The 16,612-nt window shown below is 51.7% G+C and carries 16 protein-coding genes; all 16 read right to left on the bottom strand.

Features of this window, described 5'->3' with window-relative positions; translation table 11 throughout:
- Position 1 precedes the first annotated feature (1 nt).
- The 16 genes from traC to R7035_RS19855 all read right to left on the bottom strand — a co-directional run bounded on the left by traC (position 2) and on the right by R7035_RS19855 (position 16,605).
- Positions 2-2,449 carry a type IV secretion system protein TraC gene (gene traC, locus R7035_RS19930; RefSeq protein WP_000637386.1) on the bottom strand — a complete coding sequence of 816 codons (2,448 nt, stop codon included), beginning with the start codon at positions 2,447-2,449 and terminating at the stop codon, positions 2-4.
- Complete coding sequence (locus R7035_RS19925) at positions 2,446-3,153, bottom strand: DsbC family protein (RefSeq protein ID WP_172692928.1); 708 nt, start codon at positions 3,151-3,153, stop codon at positions 2,446-2,448. Before R7035_RS19925 ends, traC begins: the two co-directional genes overlap by 4 nt.
- Positions 3,154-3,301: 148 nt before the next feature.
- Positions 3,302-8,833: an Ig-like domain-containing protein gene (locus R7035_RS19920; protein ID WP_000606833.1), complete on the bottom strand. Its 5,532-nt coding sequence runs from the start codon at positions 8,831-8,833 to the stop codon at positions 3,302-3,304.
- A gap of 200 nt (positions 8,834-9,033) precedes the next feature.
- Positions 9,034-9,351: a TraA family conjugative transfer protein gene (gene traA, locus R7035_RS19915; RefSeq protein ID WP_064754699.1), complete on the bottom strand. Its 318-nt coding sequence runs from the start codon at positions 9,349-9,351 to the stop codon at positions 9,034-9,036.
- A 78-nt stretch (positions 9,352-9,429) separates the two neighbouring features.
- Entirely contained in the window at positions 9,430-10,008 is a 579-nt protein-coding gene (gene traV / locus R7035_RS19910; protein WP_000793435.1) for a type IV conjugative transfer system lipoprotein TraV, read from the bottom strand.
- The gene (locus tag R7035_RS19905) at positions 10,005-11,318 is read right to left on the bottom strand and encodes a TraB/VirB10 family protein (RefSeq protein WP_024131605.1); all 1,314 of its coding nucleotides are present in this window, start codon (positions 11,316-11,318) and stop codon (positions 10,005-10,007) included. The genes traV and R7035_RS19905 overlap by 4 nt, the downstream gene beginning before the upstream one ends.
- Positions 11,318-12,235 (bottom strand): type-F conjugative transfer system secretin TraK, encoded by a 918-nt coding sequence (locus R7035_RS19900; protein WP_000794249.1) that lies wholly within the window; start codon positions 12,233-12,235, stop codon positions 11,318-11,320. Before R7035_RS19900 ends, R7035_RS19905 begins: the two co-directional genes overlap by 1 nt.
- On the bottom strand, positions 12,219-12,845 hold the full coding sequence (locus R7035_RS19895) for a TraE/TraK family type IV conjugative transfer system protein (protein ID WP_001049716.1): 627 nt from the start codon (positions 12,843-12,845) through the stop codon (positions 12,219-12,221). Before R7035_RS19895 ends, R7035_RS19900 begins: the two co-directional genes overlap by 17 nt.
- Positions 12,842-13,123: a type IV conjugative transfer system protein TraL gene (gene traL, locus R7035_RS19890; RefSeq protein WP_000805625.1), complete on the bottom strand. Its 282-nt coding sequence runs from the start codon at positions 13,121-13,123 to the stop codon at positions 12,842-12,844. Before traL ends, R7035_RS19895 begins: the two co-directional genes overlap by 4 nt.
- A gap of 144 nt (positions 13,124-13,267) precedes the next feature.
- A complete protein-coding gene (locus tag R7035_RS19885) occupies positions 13,268-13,633 on the bottom strand; it encodes a hypothetical protein (protein WP_001052531.1) in 366 nt (121 codons plus the stop codon).
- A gap of 11 nt (positions 13,634-13,644) precedes the next feature.
- The gene (locus R7035_RS19880) at positions 13,645-13,788 is read right to left on the bottom strand and encodes a hypothetical protein (protein ID WP_001275801.1); all 144 of its coding nucleotides are present in this window, start codon (positions 13,786-13,788) and stop codon (positions 13,645-13,647) included.
- Between the two features lie 180 nt (positions 13,789-13,968).
- Positions 13,969-14,631, bottom strand: coding sequence for a hypothetical protein (locus R7035_RS19875; RefSeq protein WP_001231463.1), 663 nt, complete (start codon positions 14,629-14,631; stop codon positions 13,969-13,971).
- On the bottom strand, positions 14,631-15,008 hold the full coding sequence (locus tag R7035_RS19870; protein WP_000869261.1) for a hypothetical protein: 378 nt from the start codon (positions 15,006-15,008) through the stop codon (positions 14,631-14,633). The genes R7035_RS19875 and R7035_RS19870 overlap by 1 nt, the downstream gene beginning before the upstream one ends.
- A 241-nt stretch (positions 15,009-15,249) precedes the next feature.
- Positions 15,250-15,426: a hypothetical protein gene (locus R7035_RS19865; protein WP_169342285.1), complete on the bottom strand. Its 177-nt coding sequence runs from the start codon at positions 15,424-15,426 to the stop codon at positions 15,250-15,252.
- Positions 15,427-15,473: 47 nt separating this feature from the next.
- Positions 15,474-16,103 (bottom strand): DUF4400 domain-containing protein, encoded by a 630-nt coding sequence (locus R7035_RS19860; RefSeq protein WP_000743449.1) that lies wholly within the window; start codon positions 16,101-16,103, stop codon positions 15,474-15,476.
- Positions 16,060-16,605 (bottom strand): hypothetical protein, encoded by a 546-nt coding sequence (locus tag R7035_RS19855; protein WP_000228720.1) that lies wholly within the window; start codon positions 16,603-16,605, stop codon positions 16,060-16,062. The genes R7035_RS19860 and R7035_RS19855 overlap by 44 nt, the downstream gene beginning before the upstream one ends.
- Positions 16,606-16,612: the final 7 nt, after the last annotated feature.

Genomic DNA, 16,612 nt, shown 5'->3' with positions numbered 1-16,612 from the left:
GTTATGCAGCCTGCTGACGGCTTCGCATCACGGCCTTGATTGCCTCAGGAATGCTCATGCCTTGTTTCACAAACTGGTCGATGGCGTTAACGTCCACCGGATCGGTCGAATAAAGCAGCTTCTGGAAGTCGCCCACTATCAAGCGTCCGACGCCCATGCCGCTCTTCGATTTGATAAAGATTTCTGAGTACACGCCCTGGATGGTGTGTACCGTCTTGAGGGTGTGGAACCCGCCCTCTGAAAGGGTCAGACGACCGCTACGTTTAACAGATTCCACGGTTTCTTCGGTTTGGCCGAGCAAGTACATGCTGGCCGAGTTCTCCGCGATGGCGCGGCCCACTGCGTTCTCATAGAGGTCGTTGATGGACTGCGTTGCAATGACAACGGAGCCACCGTACTTACGGAATTTGCGGTAGGCATGTTCCATGAAGACCGAGACCTCGCCCTCTTTGAGCAGGTCCCAGGCCTCATCCACGATGACGACTTTCTTGCGGTTACGTTCACCCAGGAATACTTCTTGCTGGATCTGGTAAATAAGCTGGAGCAGTACAACCTGACGCAAGTGCTTACGCCCTTGCAGTTCATCGAGCTCCAGTACAGTGAACTGGTTCTGGAAGCTGACGTTGTTCTTGCGAGAGAAGTATTTCCCGTAGCTACCTTTCGACGTAAAGGCGTAGAGCTGCTGACCAATATCCTTGAGGCGCTGGTCGTTTTCTTCTTCCAGACAGCGCTCAGCGATGTCGTCAACCTTCATCTCTTTACCTTTCTCTTCCCACAGGCGAGAAAGGACCTGTTTCAGCGCAGAGATTTGCCATTCATCCAGCAAGCCTTTGGCCGACGCCATTGCACAAACGAGGCTGACAATCGCGTCTTCTTCGTCCTCGTAGTTCTGTATGAGCTCGAACGGGTTGAGGCAGACGTGCGTTCCTTCTTCAAAGTGAACGAAGTCGCCATTGAGCATTTCCGACAGCTTCTGGTAGGACTTACCGGCATCAATAACCCAGACCTGAGCACCCTCGGACAAGTAGGAAAAAATCAGTTCGTTGGTAAGGAACGATTTACCCGAGCCGGATTCGGCTGCGATCACCAGGTTTTTGTTGGTATTACTGTCGTGAAGAGACAGACTCATGAGCTGGCCGTTGCGGGAAATCAGCGCTGCATGATAGGTCCCGGTCCCCTTCCATTCCCCAAACACCGGCAGGACCACAGCCGCCTGCTCGGTTGTCATGGTCTTGTAGCGGAATAGGTCTCGCACTGCATCCCGGTCTGTACAGAATGGCAGGCAGTTGAGGAACATCGGCAGAGCAACGAACTTATCCTCCATCAGCTCGAACCGAGATTCACGCCAGATGTTTCGTGCGGCCATCGCCGCCGCTTCAACACGTTCTTTGGTTGGAGCAAATAAAACCACCGAGTAGGTGATCTTGACTGGCTTAGCCCCCTCTTTCATGGACTCATAGAGAGTGTCGAAGCTCTCCTTTTTGTCCGCCAGCACCGGCACGAATTTGAGCATCGGCCCGTAGGCTTGGTTTACAGTGAACTGGCGTTTGCGCTCCAGAGTGTTTTTCGTGCTTTCTGCCTCAGGGAAAAACACATTGGTCACAACCATGTAGTTTTCTTTGATGCTGGAGTTGCCGCCGCTGAGATCCCCGGCATAGGTCAACGCATCACCAAAGTAGAAAACGTCAGGCAGCTTTTTCGCTGACATGACTTTCGCGTGGTAGTCCCCCAGCCTGATGCCGTTCTTGCTGACTTCCACATCAGTGCCGTAATCGAAGATTTGCTCGCAGATGGGCTTATCCATCTCCCAATCCACAGAGTCATGTCGCCATGAAGCATCCGGCCCCCAATTCAGGATGGTGCTCATGATCCGGATGTAGTTCACCGCCGTCATTGTGCGGGGACGCAGACCAACGGTTTGAAGCGATGATTCGACCTTCGTGCGAAGCTGTGCGAGCTGCTGGAGTTCGCTTTCAGTCGGGTTATTGTTCTTGATGGGGACTTTGCACGTAACGAACAGCTTGAGGTCTTGGATCAAGCCATTGTCGTAGATACCTTTGTTGGTCTTGGCAAATATGCGTTCTGTCGTGTGGTGCTGGAGGAAGTTAATCCGTTCCTTGATGACAGATGTCAGCAGCTCGTGACGGAAGCCATCACGCAACCCCATCATCCGGTACATCTCCTGATTGATGTCCGGGGAGCGGAACAGAACAAACTGGAGCGTAGTCTTCGACGGGAACTCCTGATTCAGGAAACCGTTCATTCGCTCCTGAACTTTTTCATCGGCACCACACAGGGGCTCACACATGAAACCAAAGCCTGCACTGTGGTCATCCATAAGGAAGACATGATCGTCTTCGTCATAGGCCAGGACAGGAATAATCCCGGCAGCTCGCAAGTGCTCCGGGATCAACGTTTCTTCGAGTTTCTTTTTGATGGTTACGATCATTCAACACTCTCCAACCATGATTTCAGGTTCTTCGGACGTCCTTTGCTGACACGACCATCCGGAGCAACCACGAACGGAACGCCCTCAATCCCAATGAAATGAGCTGTCAGCAGCGTTTGATCGTATTGGCCGGGGTCGCAGGTTTCTTTTGAAGGAAGGGAACCCAAGGTGTTGTTCATCAGCGCATTGAGCGCGTGGGTTTTGTCTTTCGCGCAGTACAAGTTCTTTGCCAAGCGGTTGGACTCAGCACCCAGAGCAGGAATCACGATAAATTTAAAGGTGTAATCATCCACCAGCGATTTGGCATCACCCATGAGCTGATGGCAAACCGCGCATCTAGGATCGACAAAGACCACCACCTCTTTGTCACCACGCCCCATCGAAACGGTGTTCAGCGTGTCCACATCCATGCCCATGCTCTTGAAGTGGATACGCTCCGCTACATCCCTCATTTGGGACATCGTGTTGAGGGGCTTCTTGCTCCACAGGTCGTAGATTTGTCCTGAAATAACAAATCGCCCGTTTTCAGAGAGGAACATGATCTGCCCATCACTTTGGACGGCTCGAACCCCTTTGATGGGTAGCTCTACGATGTCCTCTATCTTCGCCGCTCTGGGATCGGTGATTTCCAATTTCGATGACGCATGAGCCGTGCCGGTAATAATCCCGAACACCATCAGCGCCCCGAGTAATTTTGTCCGCATGTCTATCCCCTAAGATTGGATTACTGGATGCTGGGCAGTGTATCCGGGGGAGGGAAATAGACTCGCCTCTGTAATAGCCCAATTTGGACAATTCCAGCGCGATACAAAAAAAAGCCCGGTCTGAACCGGGCTTTGAGAGGAATGAACCTTAGTTCATGGTAACAGCTTCGGATTTGCCACCAGAGTCATCGACCCCAACCAGAGAGATGGTCGGCATCGTTTCATAGGTGCCCTTGCTGATAGTCACTCGATCAGAGCTGATGCTCTGCAACTCACCGGCAATGGTCCATTCGTAGGACTTCATGCGGCCATCGGTATCTTCGCAGTTCGCATAAACGATCCACGACCCAACGGTCTCTCGTGAGCTCAGGCTACATGCAGGCAACTTGTTCTCTGCCACATTGATGTTCACCTCGCCCTCAGCTTCATGCCCCATTTCTGAGGTTATTTTCAGCTTGATGCTGTGCTCACCAGCGCCCAGAGTTGCTCTGCCGTAGTAACCGCTGCTTTCCAACGGCGTACCATCTACCGAGTAGACGCGAGTCGAAATACGGTCGCGTGGGTGGCCGCCAGAAATGTACGGTCGCAACAGCACATCCAGAGGCTCACGCTCGTATTTGTTCGAGCCAGAGTATTGCAGGTCGATAGCATAGGGCTCTGCCTGGCCGATCTTGAGCGGTTGCTCGATCACGGTTTCATGGCCGCGAGCATCACGGACAGTCACCTTGATGTTGTAATCGCCCGGCTCATTGATCACAAAGGACCGGACAATATCCTGCCGCTGATCCTGAATCACTGCGCCTTCCGGCAACTCCCACTCGTAGGTCGGTTCTTCCAGCTTGCCGTTGAAGGCAATTGGCCGCACTGACGCGGTGATCGTCGCAGGAGCCACGTCAGCGTTCTTCCTGACCTGCATTCCGAAGCTCGGCCATACATACTGCCACACGCGGGAGCGTAGGCTATGCGAGGCTTCTGCACCCTGATCTCGGTATCCTTCGATCCAGGTGGTGTACTTCGTTTCTACAGTAGCCTGGTTGAGGTCAGTGTCCGAAGGCACGTACTCAGCAGTATCACCCTGCACAATTGAGCCATCAGGCAGCGTGAAGAACCCGTTCAGCTTCACGTCCATCCCACGGTAAGGCAGGCTGGTTTCGGCTTTGAACACATACTTCTTACCGGTCTCAATGACTCGCGGCCCTGTCACGTAAGGACGGGGGGCCTTCACTGCTCGGAAGTCAACTGCCGTTTTCGCAACTTCATAGGCATAGCCGTCATCAGCCGGTGCAGTGGCAGAGCGCACACGAGCCCACAGGCGGTATCGGGTTTCTTCATCGCTCGAAAGCGTGATGCTATCCCCTGTCTGCGCGTAGGTTTTGCCACCGTCAGTAGACCACTCAACAATGGCATTGCCACCGGAGATTGGCTCATCGTTCAACGTCAGGTTCGCTGTGTACTTGCCTTCACTTCCGACAAACAACGTGGTCGGGCCGATAACAGCAATATCAGGTTTGTCGTAAGCGACAACACTGACCGCTTCGGTGTACTTTTCCGCACCTGAGTTGACGTTCACCACCTTGGCCCGAACCTGGTACTCCCCCTTATCGAAGGTCTTCACAAGCTGATACTTGTATCGATCTTCTGGGATGAACTGCTCCCAGGTTTTACCGTCGTCCTTACTGGTTTCCCACACAACCTGGCCGGTAGCCCGGAGATCCTGACGGTCGTCCAAAGATAGCTTGAACACAGCAGTGAACGGAGCTTCACCAGACAACTTGCGAGCCTCCACGCCAGCACCGATGGCACCACCACGAAGCACTGTCAAGAAGGCAGGTCTGATAGACAACTCTGTGCGGTTGTAACCCTCAACAGGGCTTTCCAGAACAGCCTCAGCAGCGATACGGACGGAGGAAGTATCCACACCAGACAGGTCTACTGAGAACTGAGCTTCACCGTTCGATGCTTCCGCATAATCAGTGAGCGCAACCGTCTCGTTGTAGGCCTTTTGCTGGATCAGGCGTACTTTCCACACCCCCATCGTGTTAGCGTCATAGTCACCATCAGGTTTGTACTGATCACGGATGAGAACCCTAACCGGCAATGCCTGGGTGTCAATCGCGGTATCACCTTTAACTTCAACGATAGGACGGATACTGTCAGAAGGTGCAGAGATAGCCCGGTAGACAACCTCAGTCTTCACATCAGGCACCTTGTTGTAGGCCGCGTTCACCTTGTAGGTGGTCTCCTCCCACAACGCTCGCTCATCGGTATTGATGCGGCGATACACCTTATTGGTGGCACCCCATCCCGGAGTGAAGGTCTCAGACTCAAGAACATCAGAGTTGCGCGATATGGCAATATCCAGATCAGCTCGTTCAGAGTTGATAATGGCATCACCCAGGTAGTTACCTGTCATCGGCACCAAGTAGATGTTGTCTTTGAAGTTGTAGTCGGAGGCTAGTTCAACGGTCGGAGCTGGTGGGTCAACCGCTTCGACATTGAAAGTCTCGTCGTTCAACGTCACCCGAGTGCCGTTACGGGTGAAAATACTTACCCGCCACCCCAGAGGGTGATCACCGTTCTCGGCCAGGGAACCTGACAACGAAGGAGATTCCGATAACGGGTCTTGGACCAGTCCATCGGGGATCTGCTGCCACTCGAACAGACAGGTGCGGCTTGCACTGCCAACAGCTTTGTTCGCGGCCTCGTTTTTCGCACGGTCAGCACTGAGAGTGATTGAACAATCAGGACCTTTGCTCTGCTTGAAGTTCACATCAAAGTCTTCAATGACGCGATTCACCTGAGCAATGTCATCAATCGGGGTGTAACCAACAGAGCCATAGGCAGTAGTTACCGTCAGGTTCTGAGAGCCAGACCCAACTTTTACCTTGGAACCGTCACCACTGAACAGGTACAGGCTGTATTCGACAGGTTGTTCACCAATGCTCACAGCCTGCCCCACCAGCCCGGCAACTTTCATCCCGTTGTTGTCCTGCGTAGTTTGTTCAGCCTCATCCGGAGTTCTGTCCCATTGGAGCAAACACACCGGGTCACGAATTGGGTCTGCGGCCATAGCCACATCCTCTTTCGTGGTGAACCGGCAAGGCACACCCGACTCTGGCAGGGCATAGATTTTCACCGGGTCAATAACCTGGCGAATTGTCCATGATTCAGCCGAGAGCTTGGCCGTCCCTTTCCAGGTATTGATGTCCACAACCAAGATGGGTGAGTTCGGCGCGGAGGTCATGACAAGAAGACTGGAAGAGCCGACCACATCAGGAACAGCCGGTTTAACCGGAATGCTCAAACGACCACCTGACGCACCGAAATCATGTTGGCTCATGATCCCCATTGTCTGGCCCGGCTCGATACGCACCCCATTCACCACCAGCGGCACTTTCGCATCAGAACGGAGGGTCGCAAACACGTCGTATGAACCTGTCACGACAGCACCATCACTGAGCGTCAGCGGCTTGGTCTCGATGATCCGCTTGCCATCTGCATGAACAAATTCATGAGTGACAGCGGGGACCATAACCTTGCCATCCATCCCATCCGCCAGCATCACCTGACGCGGTTTGTACTCGAAGCCAACCGCCTTTTGAACCGCGTTGCCTTGTGCGTCCTCACCGGAAACAGTCAGCGTGTAAGATTCCCCTTCCTTCAAAGACGGGAACATTACCGGGTACTCAAGGCGGAATCGACCTTTCGACTCCTCACGCCAAGACAACTGCACCTTGTCATCGGCTGGGCCTCCGACGAGGGCAATAGAGGTCAGCTTAGGACTCGGGTCGGCAGTATCAGTCAAGGTGATTACAACATCATCCAAAGACTGGATTGGTGCTCCATCACTGATCGATACGGTTAGTGTCGGCGCTGAATTATCTATGCTCATAGCATATTGGGAGCCAGTGAATACCTGCTTAACCTCATTACCGAAAGCATCTTTAGCTACGAGAGATATGCCGGTATATGTGCCCTCTGACAGATTCTCAGCAGAAAATGTGAAAAACCAATCATTTGTGCTACTACGAAGAACTTCAGTACGAGACAACGGACGTTCTTCGCCAGTCGAGGTTATCGCAGACGCACTTGAGTTGTTAGAAATAACCCACTGGTTAACACCCCAACCGTCAAATGAATCAGGCTCACGGAAATGAGCTTTAAAAATCCGCCCATTTCGTTCTAACCCAGCAATTTCAGGAGGGTTAAGGTCATAGCAGAACGTTGCCCCAATCCGATCAGACGGAAGTTCAGGCTTCCCTTCCGGTCGAGACCAATATCCAGGCCATGAACATGAGCGCCCACTGAACGATATATCCGTATCCACTTCTGCATAAGAAGCATTTGCCGGAATTTTAGTAGTAGGCAACCAAGATCCCCATAACTCCTGAGCGTAAGGTCTCGGCTCAACATGAAATCTCAGTTTTTTATAATGGTTAACTGAGCTCATATTAATGGTTTCACCGCGGACCCACTGACCATCATCCCTAAGATATTCAACATACTTACCGATGGGAGCCAAGCTAACCGATGGATCAGCTTTCACACTGACGGATGTATTACCAAGAGAGTTCATAACCCAGTCGTAAATAATAAACGACTTAGTTTTTGTCCCATGTTGCTGGAATACATCAGCTTGCGTCTGCCGATAATCATATGTACCGTCTTCGGCAATGATATTGCCTTCAATACAGTTTTTATAATCACACCAGTTACCGCTTTGAGCACCGTAAGGTGAAGAAGGATAGGAGTTTGTTTTGGGTATCCGGTAGAGCACCCTGTAGGTATCGGAATAAATGGTCATTCCGTTCTGATAAGGCGCAAAACCTGATAGGGCCTGACCATTAACCTTAAAAGTTGAGGCCTGCGGGTTCTTAGGGTCATACACTGCTACTGGCTCAGGATTCTCTCCAGACTTTGCACCTACTGAATCCCAAGCAATAGGATAGGCTATTGACCCTTTGTTCCCTGCTTTATCCAGGGCCTCGAAATGAAGCGTATATAGATCCTCCCCATTAGGGAACACAGTGCTCCAGTTCAACAACTGGCCTTGGCCGTTGGCGTAATTAACCGAGACAACAGGACTCCTCTTGCCTTTGCTATCTACAGCATACGCCTGTATAGAGGAAACCGAAGAACCGGCATCAGATGCAGACACATCTATACCTGAAAATCGGTTAGGACCTCGCAGTAGCGTTCCATCAGAAAGCGCCCGGTTCCATTCCCCTTTTACTGTCACGTTTGCCAAACTTGGCGCTGTCGTATCGACTTGAAGCGGGTATTCATCAGTCTGAACGGAACTTCCGTCTGACGCCAGTATTTCGGCCCTTAGTTTGTAGACTCCCTCGGAAGGAGCCGGTAGTTGAAGTTCCGCACCATAGTAGGATTTTCCACCCACTGTGATGCGATCAGTAGCCCCAAGAAGGTGGCTGGTCGCTGTCGAAACCACTGTTCCATCCGACCGAATCACCGAAATCTTTACCTTTCGGTCGATACCGGCACTCAAGGCAAACGAGATATTGCCCGTTGGGTTGGCATAGTTGGCATTCGGAGTCAGAGACCGTTGCGTACCATCTGGAGCCTTAAAGGTGTATTCCAGCAGCTCTGCATGAGCAGCACCAGCGGTAAGAACCGCCAGAGCCCCAAGCATCGCCGGAATTTTAGGCTTGAAATTGATCATCGCATTCTCCATTCGTTTTGAGTTACAAGAACCCAATGCTGGAGGTTACGGGAGGGAGTGCATAAACATGGGCTGTGGAAGTGCCCTTTTTGAGCAAATAAGGAAATAGTTGGAATTTGTTATGACTGGACTTTTTGCCAAAAAATAAGGGCAGCTTTTAGGCTGCCCCTATCACCCGTTGATTAACGGCAAGGTGTCTTTTACACCCCCAGGCCATTGCTGAGTTGCACAACAGCCGGGATGACCTTCTCTGCATGTTCCAGAGTAGCAGACATGATGGATTCCACTACGGTCGGGGAGTTGTACAGGCCCATACCGCCACCGATACCCATAGCGAAAGCCATGAGGCTCTGGCGAGCGATACCACCAACAACACCGACCAGGATCATCGCACCCGCAACGATTCGACCCAAAGTACCTTGGGTCCAATCCTTGAGAGTTACCCATACGTCGTCAAACGCTGTACCACCAGTACCAGCGTGGGCCTGATCCGGCACGAGCAGGAAGGCTACCACCATCAACCCCAGGAAGAGGAAGAGTGCGTTGTTTTTACTTGAGGCATTCGCCAACTGATTTGCGTTCATCAAGAACATCTCCTATTTGGTTGTTTCAGACTTCGGTTCGTGTTGTACCGTTTGCAGCGGTCTCAAAACTGGCTCACTTTGCGGTGTGCCATCCCCAATCACCCACCTGCGCGGTTCGATTTCGGTATAGACATACCCTGTCACGATGAGATCACCATTGGTGTCCTCCCAGGGAGCTACCCAAATCCGCATAACCTGTGCTGGTGTACGAATTGGAATCGGGCGATCCGGAAGACGCGGTGCGACATAGTTGTCAATCACCGGGTCTCCGGAGCTAGATGAGTTCGCTGAAACGTTTGAGGAACCTTCGCCATCCGCTTCCGCTTTGGCCTCGACTTCCTCTGGTTTCATTGGGCGCGGGACATTTCCGTCATTGGTTGCGGCGTAAACGTCTCGCGCTGACATACACTGAACACCATTCGGCATTCCCGGACAGCTATACTCATCCTTGCCGATGTTGAACGTCGAACAGCCCGACAAAATAAGTAGCGCTGCACCCACCCCCAACATCTTTGCGGATCTTACTGCCTGTTCCTTTTGAGCCTCGCCTCTGGAACTGCCCTTTCTGGTCAAAATGTTCAAATTTTTCATTTCTTGGTTCCCCCGGTGGAACGAATTTGTAGCTTGGTTCCTTTGGTCACGATGATGTCTACCTGACGGCCAGCATCGACCTCGATAACGGGGAAGATGCCTTCGGCCATGTCGATATAGAACTGAGCGATGCGATCTAGCGCCTTACTGGCCCCCTTCACTGCTGCTCCCTGCAACATCTGGTCGGAGAACACAGACTGGTACTGGGTATTTGAGCCAGGGTTAGTGCTGACGACCGGCACAGGATTGACGTCAAAGGCTTCGGAAACGCCACCAAGGAAGCCTGCCATCAAGCTCTTGGCGATGATTTGCCCCTGCTTCGATACGACGCGACCACGGACACCGGCCTTACCGTCTTCACCCACTGCATAGGAATCCAGCTTCGCTTCTATGACCCCCCCATCATCCCGAACGCACGAGAAGGTCTCGCCACGCAGGTACGCTCGCTCTGAACTGAGATCTCCATAGCCTGAAACAATCAGGAAGCACTCACGAACATCCGCACGGAAGCGGTTAGGCAAAATAGCCTCTTTCTGAATCCTGAGGGTCGAAGGGAACGGATCTCGACGAGCACCTTGAGATGTTGGTGCGTCCATACCGTTGATGAGCACCCCTGTCAGGATGGAGCCAGAAGGTAGGTAGATAGACTCATCATCCTTGTTGTCCTTCTCTTCAACTTCTGGCGCTTTCTGCGAGTAGCTCACTATTTGGATGCCTGGTTTAGTTGCATCACGACCGTCTCCCTTGCCAGTTGCAGGAGCCCCACCCTTCGAGTCAGGAAGCGGTGCGTCCCGAAAAAAGGATGCTGGATCTTTGTAGTCGAGCTTTTTCTCCATGAACTGACCATCACCACCAGATGCACCATTAACATCGGCTCTGGCATCCTCTGATGAAGAGGATGTTTTTCCACCAGCAGCGCCGGTTTCGACTTTCTTAGCCAATTCCATGTTCTTCTGGGTCAGGCGGTCCAAATCTTGACGAAGGCGGGTCATCTCACGGCCAACATCACTGGATTTCCCGGCAGTGGTTTTGGTTTCCTCCAGCTCTTTCTTGACTCGTTCCAGCTCCTTTTTCAGGTCGGAGTTTTCACGAGACACCATCTTCACATCGGCAGACAACGAATCTATCCCGATCTCACGGGTGTTTTTGTCTGTGAGAACGTGCTTGATGGTTTCTTGGCGACCGCGCTTCTCTTCTTTCTTGGGTTCACCAGAGAACATTGTCACGACCGCAAAAAGAACGAAGACGCCGCCAGCGATAGACACCCAACGCTTCTTGTTGGGGTCTAACTGTGTCCAAAATCGCTTAATCATTGGGCACCTCCCAGCAGCGATGGACGCTTAGACGTTGGTGCGAGACCACGCTTCTGCTTCTTCGCCACATAGATCTCCGTCTTCTGGCCGGGCTCAAGCACGTTAAGCGGCCACGTAGTCACCGCAGCCACATCCCAGCTCCCACACAACGCCTCTTTGAACTCAATAGGCTGATCAGAGACGTTCAGGGCGACACCGATGAACACGTTAAGGTGGTGGCCCATCATGTATTGCCCCTTGCTAAAATCCACCTTTACCCCAGGATGAGCGCAGCTCGGCACCGCAGCACCAGCAGGGATGCGGTTCAACGTGTAACCTTGAGGGACTTCACCAAGAGCAATCTTTCGGAATACTGACCGGATGGTTTCGACATAAGGCTGGCTCTGTTCCCAGGTCTCAGCCTTGGTATTGGCAAAAGCACCAGTGATACCTACACCACCATCGAGCTTGAGAAAGACTTCTCTGGGCGGAATACGACGGGGAACCATCGTCAGGCTGAGAGCTTGGGCTTCCGAGCCTTTTTCAGTAATGAACATAGTCACCGGATACTGCTTATCCGTGGCGACATAGACCACATTCTCTTTGATGCAGACCTCACCACACTGGCCGTTATCCGTCGCCCCGGTCAGAGATGTTGAAACGATCTCAGGATTGCTGAAAGGCGTGACGATTCGGTTCGGATGACCAACGGCTATCGGGATGATCTGGTTAACCCCCGGCTTCATCGTCAGTAAGGGGTTTTCATTCATGCTGCCCACAACCTCATGGGAGCTTTGTCCTGACGTCACAGGGGCAGGAACATCCTTTTTCATAACACTGGCCGGGACAACAGGAATGTCATCCGAGGCATAGGCCATTGAAGTTCCAAGCGCCAAGGACAGCGCCAGGAGCGAAAGTTTAGCGTTGTTCTTCATGCTTTCTCCGGTTTTCTTCTTTGCGCTGGAGTTGCTCCAAAACAGTTTTGGTGCGTGGCTTTCCTACATAGGTGTCGATGTAGTCCAGCACGGGCGCGTAGTTTGAAATCTTGATGGCGAACTCGTAGGAGCGTTCGCTACGCTCTTCGTTAGAAGAAGCCCCTTTGACGTAGGAATATCCGTAGACAAACACCTTGTCGCTCTTGGGCTCGTACTCAACAAAACGCGGCTCAAACCGCATGGTTACGCGGTCGTTCTTGATCTGTTGAGCTTGAATTTCGATGGCATCAATCACGTCCTGATAGATGCTCGGGGAGAGAAGCGGGGTGATCCGTTCTTTCACAAAGTCAACGGTTCCTGGCGTCACATTGCCAAGGAGCTGAGCAAAAGCGAAACCCCAAGCCTCTTTATAGGACTGAGAGGCGTTATTTTTCGTCACCCAGGCTTCTTCCGTGAGCGTGAAAGGCTGGATAGTGACGATGGTTTCCTTGCTGAATACTTGGACCACCAGCAGGAAAACGATAGCAATAAGACCACCCTGGAAGATTCGTCCCCACTTATTTTCTGTTTGGGTCCCTTCCCAGGTCTTGAGATACTTTTTCAGGTTCAAGGCAAATACCTCCGGACAAACGGATTCTTGAGAGATTTGGCCTTGGTCATGATGAACCCGGCCCAGTAGATCATGTGGAGCAGGTATCCATCCGGATGGTTATCCCTGAATCGGCGATAAAGGTTGGTTACAAGTAACCCCCCCAGAAAGCAGATCAGGGCCTTACCGATGATGACCCCTATCGTTAGCCCCAAAAGCATCGGGGCCAACTCATCTGCGCTCCACAACAGCAGATGCGGGGGCTCATCGACCCGGCGCGGTATCTTTACAGGCTTCATAGCAACCCTCTTCTTTTCCTAGTGGCCTGTATTCTCATTCAGGGTCACTGATTTTCTGCCACGGCTTCGCGCCCTTTTCGGGCACTTCCAGCGACAAATAAAAAAAGGCGGCCTAAGCCGCCTTTTTTGCGTTTACTGGATCGGTTATTGATTTTGAGGAACCGCTTCCGAATGTTTTTCCGAAGCCGCAACGCTAACTTCATTGGCTGGTCGGGCCACCCCCAGAGTTTTCACTTCCTTGTTAGCATTGGCTTTAAACTTGAACATCAGACTGTACGCCGCCAGCAGGAAGAAGCTGAGAATGCCCCAGTAGGTCTGAACCGTGCCCAGAGCCTTGGCCGGGTCACTTGCAGCTCTGTTGGCCGTATCAGCAGCCAACTTAACCCACTGACTCCAGTCAAAACCTGCCGCAAAAGCAGACAGCCAAAACGCGACGGCCACTGGAACGATGAAGATGCACATCAGCACCGCGTTCATCAAAAACCAGAAAAATTGTTTATTAAGGTTCACACTTCCTCCCATTAACCTAGAAAATTGAATGCGTGTTCCAGGTTCATCCCTGCAACAACACCTATAACGAACATCACCTGCCAGACAAGGAACTGCCAGGAGATGAATGAACCAGATGAGCTTTCGCTTTCTCTGACGTGAGCTTGTGCGGACATAGACCCTCCAAATAACTTGTCGTCATCACGGAGTAATCGTCTCTTAATTGATCAATCTAGGAACAGTGCTGTTACGGCCCATTTTGGGCACTTTATGGAGGTTTATTCGAGGAGATGATAAGAGCGGGAGGCGAAAAACTTTCACATGTGAAAGTTCAAAGCGGCCAATGGCCGCTTGTTTCACACTGTTCTATTGTAACGGAGTTCTCGATAAGCATCCCATGCTTGCTCTGATGAGACACCTCGACAACCAACATCTGTGGCGCACTCAAGGTCCATCTTGTACTGCTTAACCTTCTGGTCTGCTGTATCGCCCCAGCTCATGGCTGATGGGTACTTGGAAACACTAAACACATTTTCAAGTTCAGCCTGATAGTCGTCGTTTTGTAACAGAGGTTCGGTTTCACCATCATCCCAGCGAATGTAAGCCTTACCCTGGAGAGCCTTCAAATGCAAAGGCACCAGTAAGGTGGAAATCACTTCGTCAGCCCTGATGTCTTTGTAAGCACACCAGTGAGGTTTAACGGTGATCACACCATTTACCAAAACGATGTCACACGCCAGTGTCGCTTCAACATTATCGTTAACATCCTGCCGAGCGTAGATCTCCACGAAACCAACCTGCTCTGGAACAACCTTGTCGATGAAGCTCCAAAAGCTGGGGTACGACGTTCCATCGCTGAGCGTCAACTGACCGTCATGCTCTTTCAGCATACGGTTCAGTTGTGCAGTGAAGAACTCTGCCGACACTTTTCTTGCCAATGGTTCCATATCACTCAGTCGTAGAGTGGCTCCTGCACCCCCCTCATACACCTCTCCAAAAAAGAAATCTCTCTTACGCATTAGACTTTGCCTCCTTTAATCGCTTGCTGGGTCAGCTTGATCCAGTTCAACGGGTTTTCACAGTCAACATGGTTGCCAGCGGCACCAACTACCGTTTTGTATGCCTCCGAGCCTGCCGCTGTGTGTACTGCCAGCATAAACGAAAACATAGGGTCATTTTGCATGGTGCCAATCATCATTGCACTGGAAGTGTCTTTGAGCTGGCAGTTTTCAACCCGCAGATTGAGTACATCTTTTGCCACCATCTTACAGTCGGGACACACCTTCTCAAGGTTCTTGAGCTTTGCGTCGTCATTGAGCACATCAGGAGCCGCGATGGCAGTACCGGCCATACACAGCCCCAGTGCCAGCAGTTTGAGTTTATTGGTTACTTTCATGGTTCCTCTCTATATCGTTCCAATTTCGTTTCGGTAAAAGAACAGTGGCCCAGTGACTGTTCTGAGTTCCGGCGTTACTTGCTTTACTCTTGAGCAAATATGCTGCTTGAAAAAGTTGTGGTATCCGTACAAAGCTGGGCGTGTAAAAACGGAATAGATAATGAGGGTGATGGCCGCACCAGCGGCCCACCCGATCACGTCCGGAGAGATAAGTCCTGACACGTCTGAGATACGTTCTGGTTCAACCAAGCGGCACACCACCAGCACCCAGAACCACATTACCGGCATCACAAAGATCATCTTTCCGACGCAAGCAATGAGCACCTTCACCAAATTCAAGCTCTGCGCCCAGTAAAGCCACAACGCAGACAAGGATTGGCGACGTATCACCTGGTAGACGTTCAATGGGATGTCGCACAGATGCACCCCATCTTGATTTATAACGGAGTAGCTCATCCTCCCTCCCTATACCCGTTTCTGGAGGTTGCCGAACGTCAGGCCAACCAGGACACAGCACGTCATCATTGTCATCGGGATGACAACCGGATCGAGCGCTATGGGGATGAAGAACGCGATGAACAATCCGGCCATCAGGTACATCGTTCCGCGAACGCTGTAACGATGGAGAACCGGACTCGCATAATCGAAGTTGGTCCGCTTAATTCGCCATGTCATCATCCCGTCATATACCGCAGGTACGAACAGGATCAGCATATAGGGAGCCCACGCGGCTAACAGTGCCAACCTTGTGTAGAACTGGTAAATGACGTTGACAAAGGCTTCCATGCGGCCTTTGACCCACACAAACCAGCCCTTGCCCATGTCCTGCATCCCCTTGGACTTCTGGCGCTCCTCTTCTGATGGGATCAGCGTTTGGTACATCCCCTCATAGAATCCTGAATCAATAACGCTCGACCTGAACCAGGTAGATGCTTTGTTCTGTATCCAGTCTCTTGCTTCGACACCAAGACTCTGTTCCACCAGCTCGGATTCCCTTTTGATGGCTCTGTCTGTCCAGTCGCCAGGGATCAGCAGCAATATTGCCAGCAACTCAATAACCAGCAGCCATGCGACCAGCAACCACGGCTTCTTCATAGTCGGTTCTCCTTAAAACAGTTTTCACGCTCTCACAGGTGATGAGCTCATACAGCAAGCCACGCAAAGAGGTCTCATCCTCATGGGGCTGCGGGTTAATGGATAGTTCTCCTGGATGGGAAGAAAGCCACAGTGAGAACGACTCTCCTGAATCGACAGACCATGAATCACCGCCACTATCGACAATTTGCACTTCCAACGCCCGGCAGGTTTCGGTGATCAGGGTTTCCAGAAATGCCCCAATTCTGGCCGGGTCTTCATATTTCTCTCTCTGCTCATGAAACACGAGCTGGCTGTAGCGATGCAGAGCTTCTTCAATGATCGGGTAAATCACAGGCTCCTGATTAGCCTTAATCCCGTCTGTGATGTAGCAGCTCAGCTTCTCGATGATGGCCTCCGATGCAGGCCAGTCGAATTGGAGGATGCTCAGGATGTGAGCGTTCTTGCGGCCACGACTTTTCAATTCATTCATAACCCTGTCGAAAGGGTTCACATCGACCATGATGGCT

It is taken from the genome of Vibrio sp. 1731 (assembly GCF_033339955.1).
In the GTDB taxonomy this organism is placed as follows: Bacteria; Pseudomonadota; Gammaproteobacteria; order Enterobacterales; family Vibrionaceae; genus Vibrio; species Vibrio alginolyticus.
This window is presented reverse-complemented; position numbering and strand designations above follow the sequence as displayed.

What these genes read in the sequence shown, in the direction of transcription:
- traC (WP_000637386.1), bottom strand. Translation starts at nt 2,449, where the DNA reads ATGATCGTAACCATCAAAAAGAAACTCGAAGAAACGTTGATCCCGGAG.
- R7035_RS19925 (WP_172692928.1), bottom strand. Translation starts at nt 3,153, where the DNA reads ATGCGGACAAAATTACTCGGGGCGCTGATGGTGTTCGGGATTATTACC.
- R7035_RS19920 (WP_000606833.1), bottom strand. Translation starts at nt 8,833, where the DNA reads ATGATCAATTTCAAGCCTAAAATTCCGGCGATGCTTGGGGCTCTGGCG.
- traA (WP_064754699.1), bottom strand. Translation starts at nt 9,351, where the DNA reads ATGGTGGTAGCCTTCCTGCTCGTGCCGGATCAGGCCCACGCTGGTACT.
- traV (WP_000793435.1), bottom strand. Translation starts at nt 10,008, where the DNA reads ATGAAAAATTTGAACATTTTGACCAGAAAGGGCAGTTCCAGAGGCGAG.
- R7035_RS19900 (WP_000794249.1), bottom strand. Translation starts at nt 12,235, where the DNA reads ATGAAGAACAACGCTAAACTTTCGCTCCTGGCGCTGTCCTTGGCGCTT.
- traL (WP_000805625.1), bottom strand. Translation starts at nt 13,123, where the DNA reads ATGAAGCCTGTAAAGATACCGCGCCGGGTCGATGAGCCCCCGCATCTG.
- R7035_RS19880 (WP_001275801.1), bottom strand. Translation starts at nt 13,788, where the DNA reads ATGTCCGCACAAGCTCACGTCAGAGAAAGCGAAAGCTCATCTGGTTCA.
- R7035_RS19875 (WP_001231463.1), bottom strand. Translation starts at nt 14,631, where the DNA reads ATGCGTAAGAGAGATTTCTTTTTTGGAGAGGTGTATGAGGGGGGTGCA.
- R7035_RS19870 (WP_000869261.1), bottom strand. Translation starts at nt 15,008, where the DNA reads ATGAAAGTAACCAATAAACTCAAACTGCTGGCACTGGGGCTGTGTATG.
- R7035_RS19860 (WP_000743449.1), bottom strand. Translation starts at nt 16,103, where the DNA reads ATGAAGAAGCCGTGGTTGCTGGTCGCATGGCTGCTGGTTATTGAGTTG.
- R7035_RS19855 (WP_000228720.1), bottom strand. Translation starts at nt 16,605, where the DNA reads ATGGTCGATGTGAACCCTTTCGACAGGGTTATGAATGAATTGAAAAGT.